Raw genomic sequence first — 21,634 nt, forward strand, 5'->3', positions numbered from 1 at the left:
AAACACTAGTAATCAAAATACCAATTGAAGATATCGGAACGCAATCCGATAGAAAACCAGGTGGTACTTTGCTTAAAAGTTGTGGGTGTATTTTTCGTGGGATCAAAATTTCGATATAAAAAACTTCCGAACAGTTTCAGATTCGTCATCGGGTTTATCAGGTATCCCCCTTGTATATCTGCTATAAAAACATTTGTTTTATTCCCCTGTCCTACTTTTACACCTTTATCATACGGTCGTTTCTCATCATAGTTTTTATAAATGTTACCTCCGTAATTAAAGCTATCTTCAGCGGTATCAAAGTCCAAACCTCTTTTTCCAACGGTAAATTTCGCATCAGCAAAATAACGCCCTTTATGATAACGTCCGATTGCCACCAGTTCCGAAAAATTGCCTCCCCATTGGTGTCCTACACTCTGATTGTTGTGCCCATAATTGGTAATCACCGCACTGTGCGCATATACATACGGACGCACATGATTGTATTCTAACTGCAGCAGCAAATCTTTTACTTCAAATGCATTGAAATATTTTGCTCCCAATTGGTATCCGAATTTATTTTTCCAGCTGCCGTCTCCGCTTTTCATATCTCCTAATGAAAATTCATCCAATAAAAACTGAGCATACAAATTAACAGTATTGCTCCACTTGTATTTAGACGTTACTCCCAATAATGCATTTCCACTTCTTGATGATGATGCAAACTCGACAGAACGGTAGAAAATAATTGGATTCACAAAATTAATATCAAAACCTCTATTATTTGTATCGGTCCAGACTACCGATTCAAAAAAGCCCAAGTTCAGTTTATTAGACACGTTCCAACTTAAGTAATGATTGGCCATGAATTTTGTGGCATAAGTTCTCTCCAGGGTCACATCCGGACGAACATCTTTGAGCCACATGTAAGTATTCGTATATTTTATTTTCCAGAAGGTGGTATTGATTTTAAAATACGGATACGGACTTGCTCCGTCACTTTCGAGCAATGAACGGTATCCGTCACCAATAAAATTTCTTCCATAACCCAATTGCAGATCAAAAAATTTACTTGGCGCGTAGGTAATATTTGCTTCTGCTAAAGGAAAATCATAAGCATCCGTTTTGAATCGTTTGGCAATTCCCATTCCCGGAAGAATAGCCGGATTTCCTCCCGACGGTTTTAGTGTCTCGGCAAAATCATTATAATAACCCGCAAATCGCCCCTGACTTTCAAAGATAGTTGTGGTAAAATTGATTTGTTTTCCTAATCCTCCTCTGAAATTTAAGGCACGTGTATTTACGTAGGTATAGGAAGCATCCAAATCCGAAGCTTTTCCCATTTGTAGATCCACAATAGGATTTAAGGACAGCCAATAATCTTCTCCCTGAATCTGAACCATATTTTCATTCCAGAATTTTCTCCCCAGCCAACTGGAGACATTTTTCTGAAGGGATTGATTTACTGCTTTTAAATTATAATATTTTGAAACTTCAGCATACGTATACGGCTTTGATGCGGTATGATTATTACTTCCCACCTGATTCATTGCTTTATCAAACTGTGCATAATAGCTGTGTGAAAACGGAATATTCAAATGACTTTCAAATTCCGGATTGTTGTATTTTTTATACACAATACTATCCAGTTCTGTCATTGGCTTTTCCAGAGGCTTTAAAATTTGGGCAGCAGCCAATGCTTCCTGAGCAATCTGATCGGCACTTTTTAAAGGAATATCGATCGAAATTGTGTATTTAGAATAAGTTGGTTTTCCGTTATAGGTAGAAGGCTTGATCTTGGGAAACTTCTTAAAAACACGTTTAGCTTCTTCTGATAACGCATCGTTTAACGCGTTTACATAAATCACTTTAAACTCGCCATTTGCATCTACTTCAAATAAGACTTTTACTTCCCCTTTATAATTGGCTTGTTTTAGATTTTCAGGCACCTGATAATTCTGAAATACAAAATCCTGCACTTCTTTATAAAAACAATTTTCTAGTTGCTTGGATTGAAGATTTTCACAGTTTGGAAAAACCGGAAACTGTTCTGCAGCGAAACCAGGTTTGATTGAAGTATTGTTACTTTCCTGCGAAAAAGCAAACAAAGCGGTTAAGGTTAAAATAAAAGACAGGGCAATCTTATTCACGTAAATTTAGGTTTTTATTTAATATTGATTTGAGGTATTCCCTCCATCCGCAATTGTTTTTGCAGCAGAGGTTCCGATTCGTTTTACACCTAAGCGAATCATTTCTATGGCATCCTGATAAGACCGAACTCCTCCGGCAGCTTTAACAGGCAAAGGTGATGCGTTTTCTAACATCATTATAATTGTTGGAAGGGTAGCTCCGTTTGGCAAATCGTTTTCGGTTTTATAAAATCCAGTGGACGACTTCACAAAAACTGAAGCGTAGTTTTCTTCTTTAAAATGAGACATCACTACATTTTTGATCAATGCCGAAAGCTGAATGATCTGTGTATCATTTAAGGCCGCAACTTCAATAATCCATTTCACTGTTTTATTACTTGCAAGACCAATTTGTGTTCCCACTAAAATCTCTTGTCTGACCAGGTCAACATCTCCTTCTTTGAATGCCTTATAATTGCAAACAAAATCCAGATCATCTGCTCCGTCTTCTATTGCTTTGTTGGCTTCTTTTAATTTAGACTCTAAATCTGAGTCCCCTTCAGGAAAATCAATGACTGTACCGATCAGCAAAGTCGAATTGGCTTTATGAATCATTTCTTTTGCCAAAACCACCTGTTCAGGCCGAATCATGATTAGTTTAAAGCCTTCGCGAATCGCCTCTTCAATAGCATTTTTAACCACAAGGGTATTTTCTGCTTCCGAAAGTCCTGCCTGGGAGGCTGTTTTTAAATACGTAGAGTCCAAATATTGCTTAACATTCATGATTTGCGCGTGTTCTGAGAATTCTGCAAAAGTACATTTTAAATTAGAATGAACTGCAAAGGCCGGGAAGATTTACGTAAAGTAGCCACGGGTTTCTTTTAAAACAAAGGAACATCATTAAATTAGATGATTTTAGAATGAAGATTAACGATTGCAGATTTCTGACCTAATGCTGCTCAATAGTTCAATTATCAATTTTATATCCTTTCAAACATCTGACATCAAAAATCGTTAATCAAAAATATTAAATCTTTTTTTCATTTTTTCCGGACTAAATAACATTGCTCGCGAAGCCGCAAAGCTTTAACCAGCCTTGAAAGTGTTAAGATTAGAGCACAAAAAAACCCACCGAAGCGGGTTTTATATTCTTAAATTTTATCGATTTGTTTTTTAAAAACTATAGCGGCAAAGATGCCAAAAATAGCTCCAAGTGTATTGGCTAAAACATCTGTTACATCTGATGCTCGTGTAACCGTTAAAACACCTTGCAGAATTTCGATTGTAATTCCGAAAAAAACAGAAAATATAAATGAAATTAAATAGGCTTTGTAATCGTCTGGTGCTTTTCCTTTCAGCTCTTTTTTGAAAAACAAAATCCAGGAAATTGTAAATCCAAAATGAAAACAAAAATGGACAATCTTATCTATACTCGGAAAATTTACCGCCGGAATATTACTGGAATCTGTTAAACAAAAATAAGTAATGATTCCTGAGCAGATAATTGCCCAGATTAAGAGCAATTGTTTAGGCACCTATAAGTTCTTTATAAGCGTCAGCAGACAATAAAGAATCAATTTCTGATGCATCAGCAATTTTAATTTTAATCATCCATCCATCTCCGTAAGGATCAGAATTCACAGTTTCAGGCTCGCTTTCAAGATTTTCATTGAAGGCAATGATTTCTCCTGTTAATGGTAAAAACAAATCTGATACTGTCTTTACAGCTTCAACTGTTCCAAAAACCTCGTCTCTGTCAAGTTTTTGATCTAAAGTTTCTACTTCAACATACACGATATCTCCTAACTCTTTTTGTGCAAAATGAGTAATTCCTACTGTTGCAACATCTCCTTCGATGCTAACCCATTCGTGATCTTTTGTGTACTTTAAATTTGCTGGTATGCTCATAATAGTTGTGTGTTTGAAAATTGATAGTTTAATAATTGAGGCACAAATGTAATAATCTTATAATAAAATCCTCTTTAGAAATTCAAAATTAATTCCCAAAATTATATCGAAGTGTAAATCCTGATCTAATATTCGTTAAAGGGAATGATGTCGAGATTACCGCTTTCGAAAACGAATGATCGTAATAGAATATCGCCGTCAGGTTTTTACTGAATGCATAGTCTGCCGTAAGTTTTAACGACCATATATTTTGTCCTGCCGCTAATTGATTGTTGTCATAATCTAAATAGCGCACTAAGGTTTCATTATTTCGATACGAGAAGTCACACTTAATATTGATATCACTTTTTATAATTCCCGTTGGTGAATCAGCAAGTCTTGAGGAGAAAATTACATCTTTAAAACGATAGCCCAAACCTACCACATATTCCATTCCTTTTACTTCGGTCAATAAATTATTATCAAAACTCATAGACAAAGCTCTGTCTTTTTTAATCTCTGTCAATACACGTAATGAGCTTTTCAATTCAAAATCCATTCTAATTAACGGACTGAATTGCTCCACGAGGTTAATATTAGACATGATGGTTTTGTTAAAGAAATTGGTATTCACATCCTGTCCATTAGGCTTCTCTATATAGTCAAAATTAGATCTGAACTGATTGATGGTATACGATGCTCTGTAATTATGCTGCAAAGAAAAACGCTTGAATTTGTCTTTGAAATATTTATAACGCATTAAACCGTTGTACTTAATACTCCAGTTTGGAATTGGAAAACTTCTAAAAATATCTGTCGAGCTGCTTGATGCATTACTACCTGTATAGGCTGCTAAAAATGCTGGTAATAAAACCGCCTGATTGCTTTTGGTAAATCCTATCGGATACCCTTCATTAGCAGTATATACTTTATAATTAGGATCTGTAGGAGCCGGAATTGGGTTATTAGCATCTCCATATCTCGGAATTGGCGCTCCTGCACCATAACGCTCCTCTGCCAGACGGTTTGCTATAATCATACGGTTGTTTCTGAAATCATCAAATGCGGCAGACTCTGTTGCAGTGCTGGTCGAAAATGCTGTTTTTATAAGCACTGTTGAAATAGAGAACATCCCATAATTATACGGTGACAAAGCCTTATAATCTAAATCTCCGGTCACATTATTTTTAACAACACTATACTGCTCTGAATTATTTTCAGAATAATTACGATCCATGTTCAGGTCAATTTTCAAATCAGGCAATAAGTCGATGTTCGCCGTTACTTTCAGAAGCTTATTGGTTACCTGAGTAAAACTTTGATTAAAATCCTGGTAAGAGGTTAACCATCCTCTTTTCGCCGCTTCAAAACGAATGTCGTCCTGACTTCCGAAAACAAATCCTAAAGTAGGTCTCGATGTTCCGAAAAAACCAACACCCGGTGTATACCCCGGTAAAACGGTTCCACTATTCACGGTATAATTTACCTGAACATTTTTTATACTGGTCAGAACACCAATCATGCCATCATAGAATGGACTGCTAGTGGTAGCCGGTTTTGCCGTATTTACAATCTTCTCCCCCGGTTTTGGCGGTGCTGCCGCTTTAGGTTTTGCTCCTGTTTTTGGACCTGGAGTTAATCCTAAATACTTGTACAGCATGTTCATGTTAAGCGTTGTCGTAAGTGTATTCGAATTGGCATTCTGAATAGTGTTTCCTAAATCAAAAGTACCTCCGCTGACAGGATCAACATATTCAGATAATGCAGTCGAAGCGCGCTGCCAGGTATAGTCGGCGGTATACGAATAATTTGCTTTGATAAAGCTTAAAACCGGAATTTTATGAATTGGAATATCATAGTTCAACACTAACTGTTGTACGTGCTGATTTGGTGTTCCAATATCAAAATAATCGTCCCAGATATTAAAATCCTGTTTTGGTGTATTGTCATCATTTAGAAAATTCCTTACGATATTATTGGATGCAGCTGTATAGTTAATTTTTAAAGATTTCGTTAAATTGAAACCAAAACCGTACTGATAATTAAAGGCAAAGTTTCGTCTGTACAACGGATCAAGACCAATTCCCTGTACCTCCACTTCTCTAAATTGCTGGCGGTTACTTTGTCTCAAAATATTCGTGTTAAAGGAAACATTTGAAGGCAAATAATTAAAATTAAAATCACTCAGCATTTTCCAATACTCACTTTTCTTCATGAATTTAGTCTTCTTGAACGGAACCACTTCTTTTGGCTGAAAGGTGTACGCATAATTCACGGCACTATTCGATTGCTCGTCTACGTAATCTGCCACTTCATAATCGTGACGTTCTACCTGATTGTACGATTGTGAAAAGGTGAAGTTTTCAACGTCATAAACATGCGGCTTCTGTTCCGGTGCTCTGTCTTTTCTTACGCCGATAAAGTTAATACTTCTTCTTTTGGTATAGTCAACAGCTCTGGTTCTGATGTTTTCTTTCTCTGCCTCATCGGTCGTTTCTTTAATCAGCTGTTTTAATTTTATATCCTGATTGAACGGGTCGTATTCTGGTGTGATAACTTCTTCTCCAATTGCGTAATTAAACGGCAAATTGATTCCCCATCTTTGTGGTAATAATTTTCCTAAATTCAAATTGGTAACAATATTATACTGCTGAAGATCTTCACGGCTTCTCTCATTTGCTCCTTGTTCTAAAGATCCAAAACCAATGGTACTCTTTTTACCGGTAGCCGATACGGTAGCAAAATCTGCCATATTGGTATCGATATTTAAAATTGCCGCCATACCACCTTTGTTCTCCAGATCGGCCATTCGAAGTTCGTTGAACCAAATCTCTCCTTTGATGGTTTTATGATCTGCCCTACTCTTAACACCTACCATCAATGTTCGGACTAAACCAAAATTAGGGTTTCCTTTGATTCCTAATCTTAATCTGCCGTCTCCATCACCTCCGCCAATACTCAGATCGTCATCCGGATAATAAATCCCATTAACATCTCTTTTATCAGAATTAATATCAACAGTCATCCCCTTAATTTTCATTCGGGTCAATAACTCCAATGCTAAATCAATATTGTTCTCTTCCAGCCAAACCTGATCCGGACTTATGCTACAGGACCCTCCGGTTCTGGTCACTTTTAAAGGAACTTCGACCTGATAGAAGTTTTGTGTAAAGTCATTTCCAAAACGGATAAAACCTACCATTTCATCATCGAGTAACGTATTTTCGTTTGGCAATGATTCAGCATGTAAAAACATTTTCAGTTTTTTGTACTGACGCATGTCTACACTTACGTTCTTAAAAACCGCTCTTGAATCCTGATATTGTAATCCTGAACCGCTCACTCTAACCGCTAAGGCTTGCTCATTTTGATTGATAATCGTATTGTTATTATACAACTGCTCTCTACGAACGCCCGGTGGCACCACGTAATTCACAGGACATTTTGTACCATTCTCCTGAATGTTTACTGCCGCAACATCAAACTCTGTTCCATCGTCAGCCGGATTTGTATCATTGGCATCAAGTGTACCGGTATATCTTCTCCATTCTCCTCTCACTAAATCCAAAGCTCCAAAACGAACAGTCATCTGATCACTAAAACCGGTCATAAACATACGCATGAAACGAATCGATCTGAAATCGGTAATATTTCCGATAGTATTTTGCGGTTGAGCAACCGGAATTTTAAACTGTATCCATCTTGCTGTTGTCGTTGATCCGTTTGGCAATTCAACATTGCTTACTTCACGAATGTCTGTAACGAAATTCTGCCCCACCTGCATTCCCGGTTTTACATCGATGCTATATTCATAATAGGCATTGATGGTACTCATGGTGTTATCACGGTTGATATCTTCAACATCCGGTAAAGTTGTTGATCCACGGTTTGGGGAATCGATACTTACGGGAGAGTTCCCTTCTGTACCATTGTAATTTTTATAGCGGTCTAAAACGCCTCCATCAGTATTCAGATAATAGGTATAATCGTCCCCGGCCGGATCTGTTTCTCCACCGTAATTTGTATATACTGAAGCTTCTTTCGAATTGGGTAAACCGTCTAAACCAACATCCTGATTGCTACGATTACCTGCGTTATTATCGAAGGCATAAATTAAAGATTGTGATGCCGGAACATCTCCCCAAAGCGGTCTGGGATTTACCATGATCTGATCCGGGCCTAATCCGTTTTCGTATTGTTTTCTTCCGTCTTTTAAAACGTCTTCCGAGATTTCTCCTAAGTTGAAATAAATTTTTCCGGTATTATTAACTGCTGCTTCTCCATTACCCACATAAGGATCCATTACCCAAAACTGGATGTACTCGACATTCCCCTGTTCGAAGTTGGTCGAATTCAAAGCACGCATGATTCCTCCAAAATTAGAACCGGCGGGACTTGCACCAAAATTCGGATTGTTGTTATAAGGTCCGCGGTTAGAAGGGTAATACGTTAAGTCCAGTGTATTCACTACCTGAATCTGTCCCTGAGCAATATCTGTATTTGGATATAATTCCCGACTATAAATACGTCTCGTGGTATTTAATGACAAATCATCATTTGAAATACCCGATGGTTTTGAAGCGTAAAAGACAGGGTCGATAGTATACCAGGACAGTTTTGCACGTTTAAAGCCATATTCTAACGTAGTTGAATTGGCATTAAAAGTATTGTCATTGATAGAGTTTACAAATGGCGTCGAAGCCAGACTCCACGCATACGCTGATCGCATGTCGATGGTAGACTGCGAACCTTCAAAGTCATCAATATAAATGGTTGCCTCACCTTCAAAATCACTGGCTTTTGGAGCATCCGGTTTTAGGAAAGCTACTTCTCCTCTAATCGAAAGATTGGAAGGAACATCTGTATCTATGTTTGGTAATTTGTTAACTAATCTGGTGAAGAAAGGAACTTCGGTAGAGTAATTTCCGTTGAATCCAAAGATTGTATTGTTTACAGATTCCTGACCGTAACTTGATTTTTGAGTAAACGGTCTTTCGTTCATTTTCAAATAAGTTCCTCCTACAATAAATTTATCTGAAATTTTATGTTCAACATTGAAACCTATAAACCTTCGGGTCTGTTGTCCGAAAATTGAGTTATTCTCCAATGACACCTCAATTGGTGTATTAGAAGCCTGAAGCGAAGGATCTAAAATCTGAACACGTCCTAATTGGTAATCTACGCTATAATCGATCCCTTCCACCAGTCTTCTTCCGGCTGCCATAACCACAACAGATCCCTGCGGAACATTAAACGCTCCGATTGGAATACCATTGCTTCCTGATGATTTGTATTTTCCTCTTAGTAAAAATTTATTCTTATCACTGTCCTGCAAAGCTCCGGACTGAGTGTTTCGGTACATGTTTCTGAACACATATCTTTTCTGATTGGCATTATAGGTCGTCGGATCGTCGTAGTTCTCACCCGAACCTGTATTTTGTAACTTTTTAAATAACAATTCTCCAAAAGGCTCTTTGGTACTAAAAATAATTCGAGCATTCTGAACGTCTACTGTAATTCCCGGAATATAATCAAAGAAACCATCTCCTCCGGCTTGCGGATCATTGTTATAATTCAATCGGTCCAGATTAAAGACATTCAATAAAGGGGTCAGCTCTACTTTATTATCTGCGGTAGGATTTGCAGGGAATGTTGTTCCCGGTACCGGTGAAATATAGTTGATTGGGGAAGGATCTGTATACAGTATGTTTAGTCTGAAATCGTCTTGTTTGATTTGATACGCCTGAGGAATTTGGTACACGTTTTTCATCATCAGATTCCAAACCGGATTCTGAACGTTCGTCAAATTACTCTTCAGCATTTTTAACACTAAACTTTGAGTAATAATCGCTTTATTGGCATTGTTGTTTCCGGTCACTACAGTTCCGTCAACCCCGTCACTTCCAAACTCCCCTACCTGATAGACTTTTCCTCCAACAGTATACTCAAATGCTACTGCTAAAATTTCGTCATTGGCCAGACGCTGCTGTAAGGAAATGTATCCCAATTGCGGATTGAAAGTAAATTCGTTTGCTGTTAATTTTCTGGCGTTTTCTAATACAGAATAATCTGTTCCTTCGCTGGTATTTGCGTTATTAAATCCTGATTTTGCCGTTACGATTTCTCTAATATTAGAGTTTAGGTAGGCTCCTGGTTTTCCAATAGTAGCCGGATCGTATTTATTGTTAGTGTTGTTTGTTGGTGTATCGATAGGGTTATTAAAAAATCCAACCGGATTGCTTATCACCACCACCTGATTGTCCGGAACTCCCGTAACCTGTCCTTCTCCTAAATCCTGAAGCGCGATAATGTTACGTAAGTTATTGTTGTTGGTTGCGACCCTATTTTGTTTATTAGTTACCCAAACTTCTATTCTGGTAACCTGAACACGGCTATCGATAAAAGGATAGCTTTTTAATGATGTATCGTATTTATTTCTGAAATACTGAGATAAGAAGAAATGTCGGTCGTTATCGTAATCCAGTGCATACAAATCAAAGTTCTGTACGGTACCGCCACCTTCTGCAACTATACTCTTGGTTTGTGACTTCTGTTCTGAGAAAACTCCGGTAACGGTTGTCTTACCAAATTGCAAGACTGTTTTAACCCCGAACAAACTTTGAGCACCTCGAATCAGGGTGCTGTTTAAAGGCATACTCACGTTACCTACTTCCACTTTCTGAACAATATCATCTTCTGAAGGTGTGTAAGCAAGTTTAAATAAATTTTGAAAGGCAAAAGTAGACTGGGTATCATAATTAGCATTTACCTCTAATCTGGTCCCTACTTTCCCCAGCAAACTCATACTGATTCGCTGATCGAAATCAAACGTTAGGCTAGATCTGTTTCTTGGTGAAAAAGCCGGATTGTCCTGTTTGGTATACCGGATCCCCAAGTCCATTTCTACTGATCCTGTTGGTTTTACGTCTATAGTATTACTTCCGAAGATGCTTTCGAAAAGTCCTGAATTGATATAATATCGCGGTAGTAAATTCTTTTTAGCCGCCTCACTTCCTGATTTTTTACCATCAATAGCGTCTGATTTTTTTCTGAAATAATCTCTTCTGGATTCTTTCAAAACTAAATCTTCGTATTCTTTTGGCGTTAATACAATTGGATAATTGATATTAAAACCGTCTACTGAACTGGTGTAAATGTAGCGGTCGGTTATAGGATCATACCGATAGGCTGAAAGTATACTTGGCGGATTTCCTATTTCTACTTTACCAACGGAGAATTGTGTTTTAGTTGTATCTTGAACTGTTGGGTTTACTTGCGCACGCAAAACATTACCGCAAAATAAAAACAGTAAAAAAATACAAATTTTACGCATACTCTTGGTTTAAATAAATTGGTTTTATAGGCTTTTTAGTGCTTTCTTGATAATGGTTTCTACAGTAGCTTCCGGATCTTCTTTTACGATTTTCTCTACTACTTTTTCAGAAGTTTTACGAACAAAACCTAAAACCTCCAAAGCAGATAACGCTTCATCTCGATTTGTATTGTTCTGTACGATAGAAACTTCGTCCAAATCGTACAATTTTAACACTTTTTCTTTTAAATCTAGTATAACTCTTTGTGCTGTTTTGTTCCCAATTCCTTTTATGGACTGGATTATACCTACGTCTCCTGAGGCGATAGCATTGATAATTTGTCTTGGCTCTATGGATGACAACATGGTTCTGGCAATGTTTGCACCAATTCCTGAAACCGACAATAACATTCTGAATATTTCGCGTTCTGATTTTTCTACAAAACCAAATAATGTATGCGCATCTTCTTTGATTTGAAGATGCGTATACAATTTTATATTTTCTACATTGGGAATTAATGAAAAGGTATGTAAAGAGATGTTTACCTGATATCCTACTCCACCACACTCAATGATGACTTCTGTTGGATTTTTCTCTACTAATTTCCCCTGTAAATGTGCTATCATAGTATAATTTATTAAGGTCAAATATAACAAAAATGCATTAAAAATACGACATTATTATTTGACCCTAATTATTTCTACTATTTTGCTAATTTAATCTTTTTACTTTCTTTTTCCTGAGCGTCAATAACTGCAATTGCAGCCATATTTACCATTTCCTCAACGCTTGCTCCTAATTGAAAAATGTGAACCGGTTTACCCATTCCCATCATAATTGGTCCAATAGAATTTACTTTGTAAAGTTCTTTTAACAATTTATAAGTAATGTTAGCCGAATCTAAATTAGGGAAAATCAAGGTATTCACTTTTTTACCTGCTAATTTTGAGAAAGGGAATTTTTCTGCAAGCATTTCCTGATTCAAGGCAAAATCTGCCTGAATTTCTCCATCAACAACCATTTCAGGATGATTTTTATGCAAGTAAGCTACTGCTTCTCTCACTTTTGAAGCACTTGGACTTGTTGAAGACCCGAAGTTTGAATACGAAACCATTGCAATAACAGGCTCTACACCAAACATTTTAGCCGTTTTAGCCGTCATGATCGCAATGTTAATCAAATCTTCTGTTGAAGGATTAATGTTGATTGCTGTGTCTGACAAGAACATTGGTCCACGAGAAGTCAACATCATATTGGCTGTAGCCACTAATGAGGCTCCCGGTGCTTTTTCAATCAATTGTAACATTGGTTTCACAACAGTTGGATAACTTCTTGTATGACCTGTTACCAAAGCATCTGCTTCTCCTTCGTTCACCATCATCGCAGCAAAATAGTTTCTTTCGCGCATGAATTTTTGTGAATCTAATAACGAAACTCCTCTTCTTCCTCTTGTTTCCCAATAAGAATTAGCAAATCGGTTACGTCTTGCTTCTTCTTCATTGGTTTTAGGGTCAATGATCTCTAGTTCAGCATCAAAACCTAATTCTTCTTTAAGTTCTAAAATGACTTCTTTATTTCCTAATAAGATTGGAAAACCAATTCCGTCTTCGTGTACAATCTGTGCTGCTTTAAGTACGTTTAACTGATCTGCTTCTGCAAAAACAATTCTTTTTGGACTCACTTTAGCACGGTTGGTAATCAAACGTACCATTTTATTGTCGTTCCCCATACGCTCGCGAAGCACATCTTCGTATGCTGCCCAGTCTGTAATAGGATTTTTTGCTACACCGGATTCCATTGCTGCTCTTGCAACTGCAGGCGCAACCACAGTAATCAATCTTGGATCAAATGGTTTAGGAATGATATACTCTTGTCCGAAACCTAATTTTGTTGCTCCGTATGCTACGTTAACCTGTTCCGGTACCGGCTCTTTTGCCAAAATAGCTAATGCTTTTACGGCAGCCATTTTCATCGCTTCGTTAATTTTTGTAGCACGTACGTCTAATGCTCCTCTAAAAATATAAGGGAATCCAAGAACGTTATTTACCTGATTAGGAAAATCTGAACGTCCCGTAGCCATAATAATATCTTTACGGGTTTCTGTTGCTAAGTTATAATCGATTTCCGGATTTGGATTTGCCATTGCAAAAACAATTGGATTCTCGTTCATTGTCAACAACATTTCAGGTGACAAAATACCTCCTGAAGATAATCCGATGAAAACATCTGCTCCTTTCACTGCTTCTGCTAAATCAATTTTAGCTCCGTCAACTGCATATTTCAGCTGCAATTCTGATAGTGAAGAATTATCTTTTGTTAAAAGTCCTTTACTGTTAAACATCTTGATGTTCTTAACCTGAACTCCTAACAAAACATATAAATCAGTACAAGCAATCGCTGCAGAACCTGCACCCGAAACTACGACTTTTACATCTTCTGCTTTTTTTCCTGCCAATTCAAGAGCATTAATTAAAGCTGCTGATGAGATAATTGCAGTACCGTGCTGATCGTCGTGCATTACCGGAATGTCTAATTCTTCTACCAATCGTCTTTCGATTTCAAAAGATTCCGGTGCTTTAATGTCTTCCAGATTTATCCCTCCAAAAGTTGGAGCAATATTTTTTACGGTCTGAATGAATTCTTCGATATCTTTTGTTCCAATTTCGATATCAAAAACATCAATATCAGAGAATATTTTAAACAACAATCCTTTTCCTTCCATTACTGGCTTAGAAGCCTCAGGACCAATGTCTCCAAGACCTAAAACTGCTGTACCGTTTGAGATCACGGCAACTAAATTTCCTTTTGCTGTATATTTGTAAACGTCTTCTACGTTTGCTGCAATGTCTAAACATGGCTCTGCAACTCCTGGCGAATAAGCCAAAGATAAATCTCTTTGGGTTGCATATTTTTTTGTTGGAACTACCTGAATTTTTCCTGGAGTTGGTTCTGAATGGTACAGTAACGCTTCTCTTCTTTTACTCTCTTTGTTCATTTATTTTTAGCTTTTATTCTAGCTTACAAAGATATAAGTCTTGTTTTAAAATGGCCTATTTTTACTGCTTTCTTTTCCTAAAAATAAAATTCGGAGCGAAAAAAAAATAGCCCAAATTAATTTGGACTATTTTTTTGATATGTTTTATTTTTTGCTTGTTTTATTGCGAAATATAAGAGTTTAAATGATTAATAGTATCTTTCTGAATTTCTATAATAGCCTTAACCACATCACTTATAGATATTATTCCTACTACAATTCCATCTTCCAGAACCGGTAAATGTCTAATTCTTTTGGTACTCATTAGTTCCATACAATCTTCAATCTTATTTGAAAGTTTTACCGAGAAAATATTGCTTTCCATAATTTCATGCACAAACGTTTCTTTTGATGATTTATCTTTCAAAACAATTTTTCGAGCATAATCCCTCTCAGACAATATTCCTTTTAAATCGGCCCCATCAATAACCAGAATAGCACCTATGTTTTTCTCTCCCATTACCTTTAAGGCTTCATAAACCGTTGTGGTTGAAAGAACTGAATAAACATTTTTCCCTTTTGCGTTTAATATTTGTTCTACAGTCATAGCTGAAAAATTTTAGATTTATAAAGTTAGAAAAAAATGTAGATACACCACAATGAAAAACGGTTTTTTAAAACCATAAAACATTCATTTTAAGCAAAATAACTAATATTTTGTGTTTTATAAATTTTAGTTTAAAAAAGCACTCGAATTCTAATCCTTTTTTACGAAAAGAGCAGTGTTTTTATGGTCATTTGATTTATTCTAAATAAAAGAGAATTCTGCTGAAAATTTGCTTTTGCCCTTTCAGGGCGATACTCATTGTCTATTTAATCGCACTACGCTAATTTCATAGCGCTACGCACTATGCTAATGCTTTTGGGCTTTCAGCCCTTTTTTACAGACTTTAAGTACTCATCATTATAAATCTATGGTTATGAATAAATCAATTAAATGTGTTTTGTTTTATAATAAGCGAGGCTTAGTAACAGCGCAATGTACCATTACGAATAAAAAATGACTCCTACCTTAAGCCCTGAAAGCTAATGTTTTTTTGGCTTTCAGTCCTGTTTTTTAAAGGCTTTGAGTACTTATTATTATAAATCTATCATTATGAATAATCAATTAAATATATTTTGTTTTTATAATAAAGGAACTTCAAATCATAAGCGTTCCAAACTTGCTCTGAAAGAGCTTTAGCAATAGCTTAGTGAACCACACTACGAATATAAAAACGATTGTCACCTAAGCCCTGAAAGGGCGAAAGCACTAATCCCATAGAAAACGCTCATCATAAACTACCTGATATTTATTTAAAAATGCCACCAACTCTTCTTTGAAGGTACGCTTTCTATGATGTTCTTCCTGATTCTTAATATATTGTATTACTCTCTCTAGCTCTGATGGATTGACAGAAAATATACCATAACCATCCTGCCAATAGAATTTCGCGTAACGATCGTCTATTGTTTTTATCCATTTCGAGGACTGCTTTTTTACTTCTTCGACCAATTTCATTTGGGTGACTTTTTTAGATAGTAAGCACAGTACATGTACATGATCTTTATATCCTCCTATCTGAATTGGATTGCATTCTAATCCTTTACAAATTCCGCCAAGATATTCCCATAAACGCTCTTGTATGACATTGTCAATAAAGGGATAACGTCCTTTGGTGCTAAATACCAAATGAACGTACACTTTTGATAATGATTGCGGCATGTTTTTCTTGCTGTTTTTTTAGTTGCTTTTGCCCTTTCAGGGCGATTGTTATCATCTATCTAATTCGTAGTGCGTTGCACTACGCTTTTTCTTTTGGGCTTTCAGCCCTTTTCTAAAACTTCTAACTATTTATTATTGCAAATCTAGCTATTGTTTTATAAGAAAAAACCTAAACAATAATAATAATAATAACCCCAACTTACTTAAAATTAGAAAGAATACAACATTTTATTAACACGACATAAATGTCGTGCTATTTATGCCAATAGTTTAATAGATTTAATTTCTAAAAAAAGAATAGAAATTAATATCTCAAAGATGCTATCATGGAAACAAATGAATTTAAAAATCTGGAACAACTACAAAAAATAACCGCCCGATATTTCCACACTCTAAAATCGGCCAATGATAATGCAGAAGCCAGTATAGCTCAAATTAAGTTTGCCAATTATTCTGAGTTAGGCAGTGTGATTACCGAAATGCTTAAATTATGCGTTCTCGCGTTGAATCAGAATCGATATGAAAATTCAGAGACTGGCATTAATGTAGGTCTCATTTTAGAAACGGTTCTCCAGATATTTCCTGTGGATGAATTTGAGTTTTTAAGTGAAATTAGCCAAATCGTTGCTATGAATTCTCACTCTGCCAATGAATAATAAATCACTATTTTTTTTGCTCGCAGAGACGCTAAGGCGCAAAGTTTTTTATTGTTGGCTGTTGATGTCAATGTGTGTTTTACGTATCGTTTGGTCCTTTTGACGAAGGAAACTCTATTCCCAATATCGTCAATCTTTGTCGAATTACTAGTGTGATCCCTCGTTCCTCGGGATGACAAGATTGCGAATAATTTGACAACAACGAAAAAAGCCCTTTTCTAAAATTTAGAAAAGAGCTTTAAACTATTATTTTTTATTTACAAATTGGTGATTACAAATTCGCTTCTTCGGTTGCGTTCATGTTCTTCATCTGTACATTTTACGCCATCAGAACATTGGTTTACCAATTGTGTTTCGCCGTATCCTTTTGCCGTTAATCGGGCTGGGTCTACTCCTTTTTGAATCAGCCAGTTTCGGGTTGATTTAGCTCTCTTGTCGGATAAAACCTGATTGTACTGTTGGGTTTGTCGACTGTCTGTATGGGAACGGATATCCAATTTTAAGGCTGGGTATTGTTTTAGAATTTCGACAATTTTCTCTAACTGATAAGCGGATTCTTTTTTAATAGTGGCTTTGTCAAGATCAAAATAGATGATCGGAATATCGAGCGTTTTTGCCAGATCTGTTCCCACTTCAATGGGTTTAATTCTTTTTTCCAGCTGAATCAATAAAGTCGTTTTTCCGGAATTTCTTTTAATTGCTACCGGTACCTCTTTGCTTTCATAATCTGTTTTCGACGCTCGTACGAAATAGTTTTTTCCACATTTTACATTCGGAAAAACATAATTTCCATTGTTGTCAGTGATGACTTCTGCAACGGCTTGGAAATTTTCATCCAACAATGCCACATTCGCATTTGAAAGTATGACATTGGTTTCTGAATCGGTGACAGTACCTGTTAATTGTTGTTCGCAATTTAGTTTTCGTCTTTCGGTAAATCGATAAACATCATCAAATCCATGTCCCTTATCTCTGTTGGAAGAAAAAAATCCGTTCCTGTCTTTATTATTGATTATAAAAGCAAAATCGTCCTGCGGACTGTTAATTGGTTCTCCAATATTTTGTATTTCTTCAAAGGTACCCTGATCATTTATTTTTGTCACAAATACGTCAAGTCCACCCAATCCTGGTCTTCCGTCTGTTGCGAAATAAAGTTCGTTATCATCGGAAATAAAAGGAAATGTTTCTCGTCCTTCAGTATTGATTGCTGCTCCCAAATTTTGAGGTTTACCAAAGGTTCCATCTTCCTTTATGGCTACTTTAAACAAGTCGGATTGCCCTAAAGTTCCCGGCATATCTGAAGCAAAATAGAGCGTTTTTTCGTCTACACTTAAGGTGGGATGCGCTACACTATACTGATCACTGTTAAACGGAAGTGCTTCGATATTTTTCCATTCTCCTTCTATTAAATTTGCTTTGTACAACTTTAATAAGGTGACTTTGTTCTCGTCTCTGCCTCTTTTACCGTTTAAGAAATTGTTTCTTGTAAAATACATTGTTCGGCCGTCTTTTGTAAAAACAGGTGTCGATTCGTTGAATTTTGTATTTACTTTCTTCTGAAAACGCTGCGGTGTTCCTAAACTTCCATCCGGTAACAATTCGGAGGTGTATAAATTGGTAAAGGAGCTGTTGGTCCACTTGAAATTTTTCTTTGCGACTCCGCCAGTATCTCGTGCAGATGTAAAAACTAGTTTATTATCAAAAATAGTACTCCCATAATCTGAATACTTAGAGTTTATTCCGGCATCTGCAATTTCAAATCGTCCTGAATTTGCTTTTATCTCGTTCAAATAATTTTTATTGGATTCGAATAAGATCCCTCTTTTATCTGTTGCCTGTTTTTGATTGAATTCTTCTAAGATTACATCTGCTTTAGCGTAATTTCCAGAAGCTTTAAGACATTGTGCATATCGGTACAAATACTCAAGTTCTTGTTCTTTATTCATGGAAAACAATTCATCGTACCATTTTAAAGCTTTTACCAATTCTCCATTAAAATAATAGGAATTCCCCAGACGCTGGAACATTTTTTCGTCTTTGTATCCTTTCTCAGCTACATTTTCATAGATTTTTATAGCATCGATATAGGCATACTTCTCGTATTTGGTATCGGCATACTTTATACTGCCGGTTTGTGCAATTGCATTAAAAAAGAGGACTAAAAAGGATAGGGTATAGTATAGTTTTTGGCTTTTCATGTAGGGCTTTTTTAGAAGAATCTTGGTGAGGTAATTCTATTGTAATTATTAAGAAACTCAAAACGCAGGAAGACTTCATGTGACCCCGAATTGTATCTTCTTAAATTAGTAGTTTCATGATCGTAACCATACCCCACATATAAACCATCTGTAATCTGAAAACCTGCCATTGCACTAACCGACGCGCTCCAACGATAAGCCAGTCCGATTACAAATTTATCATTGAACATAAAATTCCCTGAAACATCAACCTGTAAAGGGGCTCCCTGAACCATCTTGGTCAACAATGCCGGTTTGAATTTGATGTAATAATCCAGATCAAAAACGTAACCTGCCATTAAATAATAGTTGATTTTATCCTTAAAAATAGCGGTATCATCATCATTGAATCGATTGGTTTCGATAAAATTCGGAATTGATAATCCCAAATATGCTTTGTCAGAATGCCAATAAACCCCGGCTCCAATATTGGGTGTGATTCGATTGTTTAAATTCTGAAACTGTGGGTCTCCCTGATTTTCAGGATTCAATTTATTGATATCCAGATTAAAAAGATTTGCTGTGGCTTTTATTCCAAAGGAAAGTTTAAAGGTTTCTGAGGTTGGAACACTATACGACAAATCGGCTGATAAAGTGTTCTCGTTGGTTGGACCAATTTTATCGTTTACCAAAGAAACTCCCAATCCTAAGTTACTGTTGTTTAAGGGTGTATTTATAGCGAAGGTGCTGGTTTCGGGTGCTCCGTCCAGTCCGACCCATTGTGTACGGTACAATCCGAAAATACTTAGCGCGCCACGGGAGCCCGCATAAGCCGGATTTATTGCCATGGTGTTATACATGTATTGTGTGTATTGTGCATCTTGTTGCGCCGAACACACCACTGTAAAAAACAGGAACATTACAATTATCTTTTTCATTTGAATGGCTTTTAATAAGCGACCCGGGATTACCAGGCCGCCGTAGTTTTTACTTGTTGATATATAAATAACCCGATTGTTCATGCGAATTAGATTCGTTGTCTTTGTACTTTAAGATGTAGAAGTAAGTTCCTACCGGTAATCCTTCGGATTGTTTTATAGTAGTACGTCCTTCTGAGAAACCTTTAAAAACACGATCTTCGTTATTGTAGTTGTCTTTTTCGAAAACCAGAACTCCCCAACGATTGTATATTTCAACTGTATTGCTTGGATAACATTCTAAGCCCTGAATATAGAATCTGCTATTTTTGTCATCTCCATTTGGTGAAAACGCATTAAAGACTTTTATAACACAACCGGCTAAAGGCAATACGGTAGGTTTATCTTCCAGAATACTTTCATCATCTGAAATATCATCTACAACAACTCCTTTATTACTTCGTCCCTGAACACTTGCCTGATTGCTTACACTTCCTTTATTGATATCACTTTGCGTGATTTTATAAATGGCTTTAAAGTTATATTCGTCAGATTCGTTGACACCTAAATCAATTGCCTGTCCTGAAACGACAACTCCCGGTAATGGATCTGAAATGGTGATTCCTTTTAATGGAACGTTTCCGGTATTGGTAACTTTAAATCTGTACGTAATGGTTTCGCCTGCATTGGCAAATCCGCTTCCGTTTTCGTCATTAAATACTGCTGTTTTAATTACTGCAATAGCAGGAACTTCAACAAAAACAGTTAATGTCGCAGTACCACAATTGGTTGGATGGGCCTTTTCACAAAGCTGGTAGTTTAAGGCATAAGTTCCACCCGGTGTGTTTGGTTTCACATTTACGGTTCCGTCTGAATTAAACTCAAAATAAGGGCTTTTTGACAGATCGGTAAATATAACTTCCGAAGGATTAATTGGTAAACCTTTCAGTAAATCATTGTTGAAAATATTTATGAATTCAAGAGAACCATTTATACCGTCTACATTTACAATTCCATCATTTGTAACTACAATTTTCACTAAAGGTACTGGCGGATCCGGGTCTATTACATTGATTACCGTAATCTTCGCCACTGCCTGACTGCAATTAGACGGATTTAAAGCTTCACATATTTGATACGTTAATTCATAAGTTCCAGAAGGCGTTCCCGATTTTACTTCAATTCTACCATCAGATTTTAAAGTTAAATTCGGATTTGGCACAATCGTCGTTAAGATAACGCTTGAAGGAGTCAGTAATACTCCGTTTAAAGTATCATTCTGGAAAATACTTGTTGGAGAACTTTGTCCTTTACTACTGTCAACAGTTCCGGCATTATCATTATTCGCTTTTATAACCGCTCCTGTTACCGGAACATAACTTTTTACAGTAGAACAATTCGTAGGATTCAGATATTCACAAATACTGTATTCAACTTCGTATCTTCCTATCGGTGTTCCGGCTTTTACCGTTACCGTTCCGTCCGCATTTAAAGTCAATCCTGTTGGAACATTTATTGCTTTTAAGATTACTCCTCCAACACTATTTTTGATTACTGCCGGATTTCCATTCAAAGTATCATTCGTTATTAATGAAGCTGTAGTTCCGCCAATACTTCCGTTTATCGAAAGGGTCTCTTCTGTCACTGCATTAATAATTGCTTTTCCAACTTCAACGGTGGTTGTAGCACTTGCACAGTTGGCAGGGGTTGCTCCTTCTTCACAGATTTCATAAGTGATTTGGTAGGTTCCTGTTACGGTATTTGGATCTAAGGTCAATACTCCGTTGGCGTCAATGCTCAATGGACCTGTTTTAATTGGGGTTACATTGGTATTGGC

General features: G+C 36.6%; 13 protein-coding genes. 1 reads left to right on the forward strand and 12 read right to left on the reverse strand.

All coding sequences use genetic code 11. From position 1 onward, the window contains the following. Positions 1-5: 5 nt before the first annotated feature. The 9 genes from JO950_RS07595 to tnpA all read right to left on the reverse strand — a co-directional run bounded on the left by JO950_RS07595 (position 6) and on the right by tnpA (position 16,047). Positions 6-2,129 carry an energy transducer TonB gene (locus JO950_RS07595; protein WP_202702106.1) on the reverse strand — a complete coding sequence of 708 codons (2,124 nt, stop codon included), beginning with the start codon at positions 2,127-2,129 and terminating at the stop codon, positions 6-8. 18 nt (positions 2,130-2,147) lie between these two features. Continuing rightward, positions 2,148-2,891 carry a deoxyribose-phosphate aldolase gene (deoC, locus tag JO950_RS07600; protein ID WP_202702107.1) on the reverse strand — a complete coding sequence of 248 codons (744 nt, stop codon included), beginning with the start codon at positions 2,889-2,891 and terminating at the stop codon, positions 2,148-2,150. A 368-nt stretch (positions 2,892-3,259) separates the two neighbouring features. Continuing rightward, positions 3,260-3,631 (reverse strand): VanZ family protein, encoded by a 372-nt coding sequence (locus tag JO950_RS07605; protein WP_237732309.1) that lies wholly within the window; start codon positions 3,629-3,631, stop codon positions 3,260-3,262. A gap of 4 nt (positions 3,632-3,635) precedes the next feature. Beyond that, entirely contained in the window at positions 3,636-4,016 is a 381-nt protein-coding gene (gene gcvH / locus JO950_RS07610; RefSeq protein ID WP_026110132.1) for a glycine cleavage system protein GcvH, read from the reverse strand. Positions 4,017-4,104: 88 nt separating this feature from the next. Then, positions 4,105-11,328, reverse strand: a complete 7,224-nt coding sequence (sprA, locus tag JO950_RS07615; protein WP_202702109.1) for a cell surface protein SprA — start codon at positions 11,326-11,328, stop codon at positions 4,105-4,107. Positions 11,329-11,352: 24 nt separating this feature from the next. Next, positions 11,353-11,934, reverse strand: coding sequence for a Holliday junction branch migration protein RuvA (gene ruvA, locus JO950_RS07620; protein ID WP_017497883.1), 582 nt, complete (start codon positions 11,932-11,934; stop codon positions 11,353-11,355). Between the two features lie 77 nt (positions 11,935-12,011). Further along, positions 12,012-14,303 (reverse strand): NADP-dependent malic enzyme, encoded by a 2,292-nt coding sequence (locus tag JO950_RS07625; protein WP_202702110.1) that lies wholly within the window; start codon positions 14,301-14,303, stop codon positions 12,012-12,014. 160 nt (positions 14,304-14,463) lie between these two features. After that, on the reverse strand, positions 14,464-14,889 hold the full coding sequence (locus JO950_RS07630) for a CBS domain-containing protein (protein WP_202702111.1): 426 nt from the start codon (positions 14,887-14,889) through the stop codon (positions 14,464-14,466). Between the two features lie 705 nt (positions 14,890-15,594). Then, positions 15,595-16,047 (reverse strand): IS200/IS605 family transposase, encoded by a 453-nt coding sequence (tnpA, locus tag JO950_RS07635; protein ID WP_202702112.1) that lies wholly within the window; start codon positions 16,045-16,047, stop codon positions 15,595-15,597. Positions 16,048-16,373: 326 nt separating this feature from the next. On the opposite strand from tnpA, the gene JO950_RS07640 reads away from it, so the two are divergent. Beyond that, positions 16,374-16,703, forward strand: a complete 330-nt coding sequence (locus tag JO950_RS07640) for a hypothetical protein (protein ID WP_202702113.1) — start codon at positions 16,374-16,376, stop codon at positions 16,701-16,703. A gap of 257 nt (positions 16,704-16,960) precedes the next feature. Here JO950_RS07640 and JO950_RS07645 read toward each other — a convergent pair whose 3' ends face one another. The 3 genes from JO950_RS07645 to JO950_RS07655 all read right to left on the reverse strand — a co-directional run. Beyond that, on the reverse strand, positions 16,961-18,901 hold the full coding sequence (locus JO950_RS07645; protein WP_202702114.1) for an OmpA family protein: 1,941 nt from the start codon (positions 18,899-18,901) through the stop codon (positions 16,961-16,963). Positions 18,902-18,912: 11 nt separating this feature from the next. Continuing rightward, a complete protein-coding gene (locus JO950_RS07650; protein WP_202702115.1) occupies positions 18,913-19,818 on the reverse strand; it encodes a type IX secretion system membrane protein PorP/SprF in 906 nt (301 codons plus the stop codon). 49 nt (positions 19,819-19,867) lie between these two features. Next, a partial coding sequence (locus tag JO950_RS07655) for a gliding motility-associated C-terminal domain-containing protein (protein WP_202702116.1) occupies positions 19,868-21,634 on the reverse strand: 1,767 nt, incomplete at its 5' end.

The organism is Flavobacterium sp. UGB4466, assembly GCF_903469665.1.
Taxonomy (GTDB): domain Bacteria; phylum Bacteroidota; class Bacteroidia; order Flavobacteriales; family Flavobacteriaceae; genus Flavobacterium; species Flavobacterium lipolyticum.

Excerpts from the sequence above, each read along its gene's own strand:
- ruvA (WP_017497883.1), bottom strand. The coding sequence starts at position 11,934 with ATGATAGCACATTTACAGGGGAAATTAGTAGAGAAAAATCCAACAGAA.
- JO950_RS07650 (WP_202702115.1), bottom strand. The coding sequence starts at position 19,818 with ATGAAAAAGATAATTGTAATGTTCCTGTTTTTTACAGTGGTGTGTTCG.
- tnpA (WP_202702112.1), bottom strand. The coding sequence starts at position 16,047 with ATGCCGCAATCATTATCAAAAGTGTACGTTCATTTGGTATTTAGCACC.
- JO950_RS07645 (WP_202702114.1), bottom strand. The coding sequence starts at position 18,901 with ATGAAAAGCCAAAAACTATACTATACCCTATCCTTTTTAGTCCTCTTT.
- deoC (WP_202702107.1), bottom strand. The coding sequence starts at position 2,891 with ATGAATGTTAAGCAATATTTGGACTCTACGTATTTAAAAACAGCCTCC.
- JO950_RS07640 (WP_202702113.1), top strand. The coding sequence starts at position 16,374 with ATGGAAACAAATGAATTTAAAAATCTGGAACAACTACAAAAAATAACC.
- JO950_RS07630 (WP_202702111.1), bottom strand. The coding sequence starts at position 14,889 with ATGACTGTAGAACAAATATTAAACGCAAAAGGGAAAAATGTTTATTCA.
- sprA (WP_202702109.1), bottom strand. The coding sequence starts at position 11,328 with ATGCGTAAAATTTGTATTTTTTTACTGTTTTTATTTTGCGGTAATGTT.
- gcvH (WP_026110132.1), bottom strand. The coding sequence starts at position 4,016 with ATGAGCATACCAGCAAATTTAAAGTACACAAAAGATCACGAATGGGTT.
- JO950_RS07625 (WP_202702110.1), bottom strand. The coding sequence starts at position 14,303 with ATGAACAAAGAGAGTAAAAGAAGAGAAGCGTTACTGTACCATTCAGAA.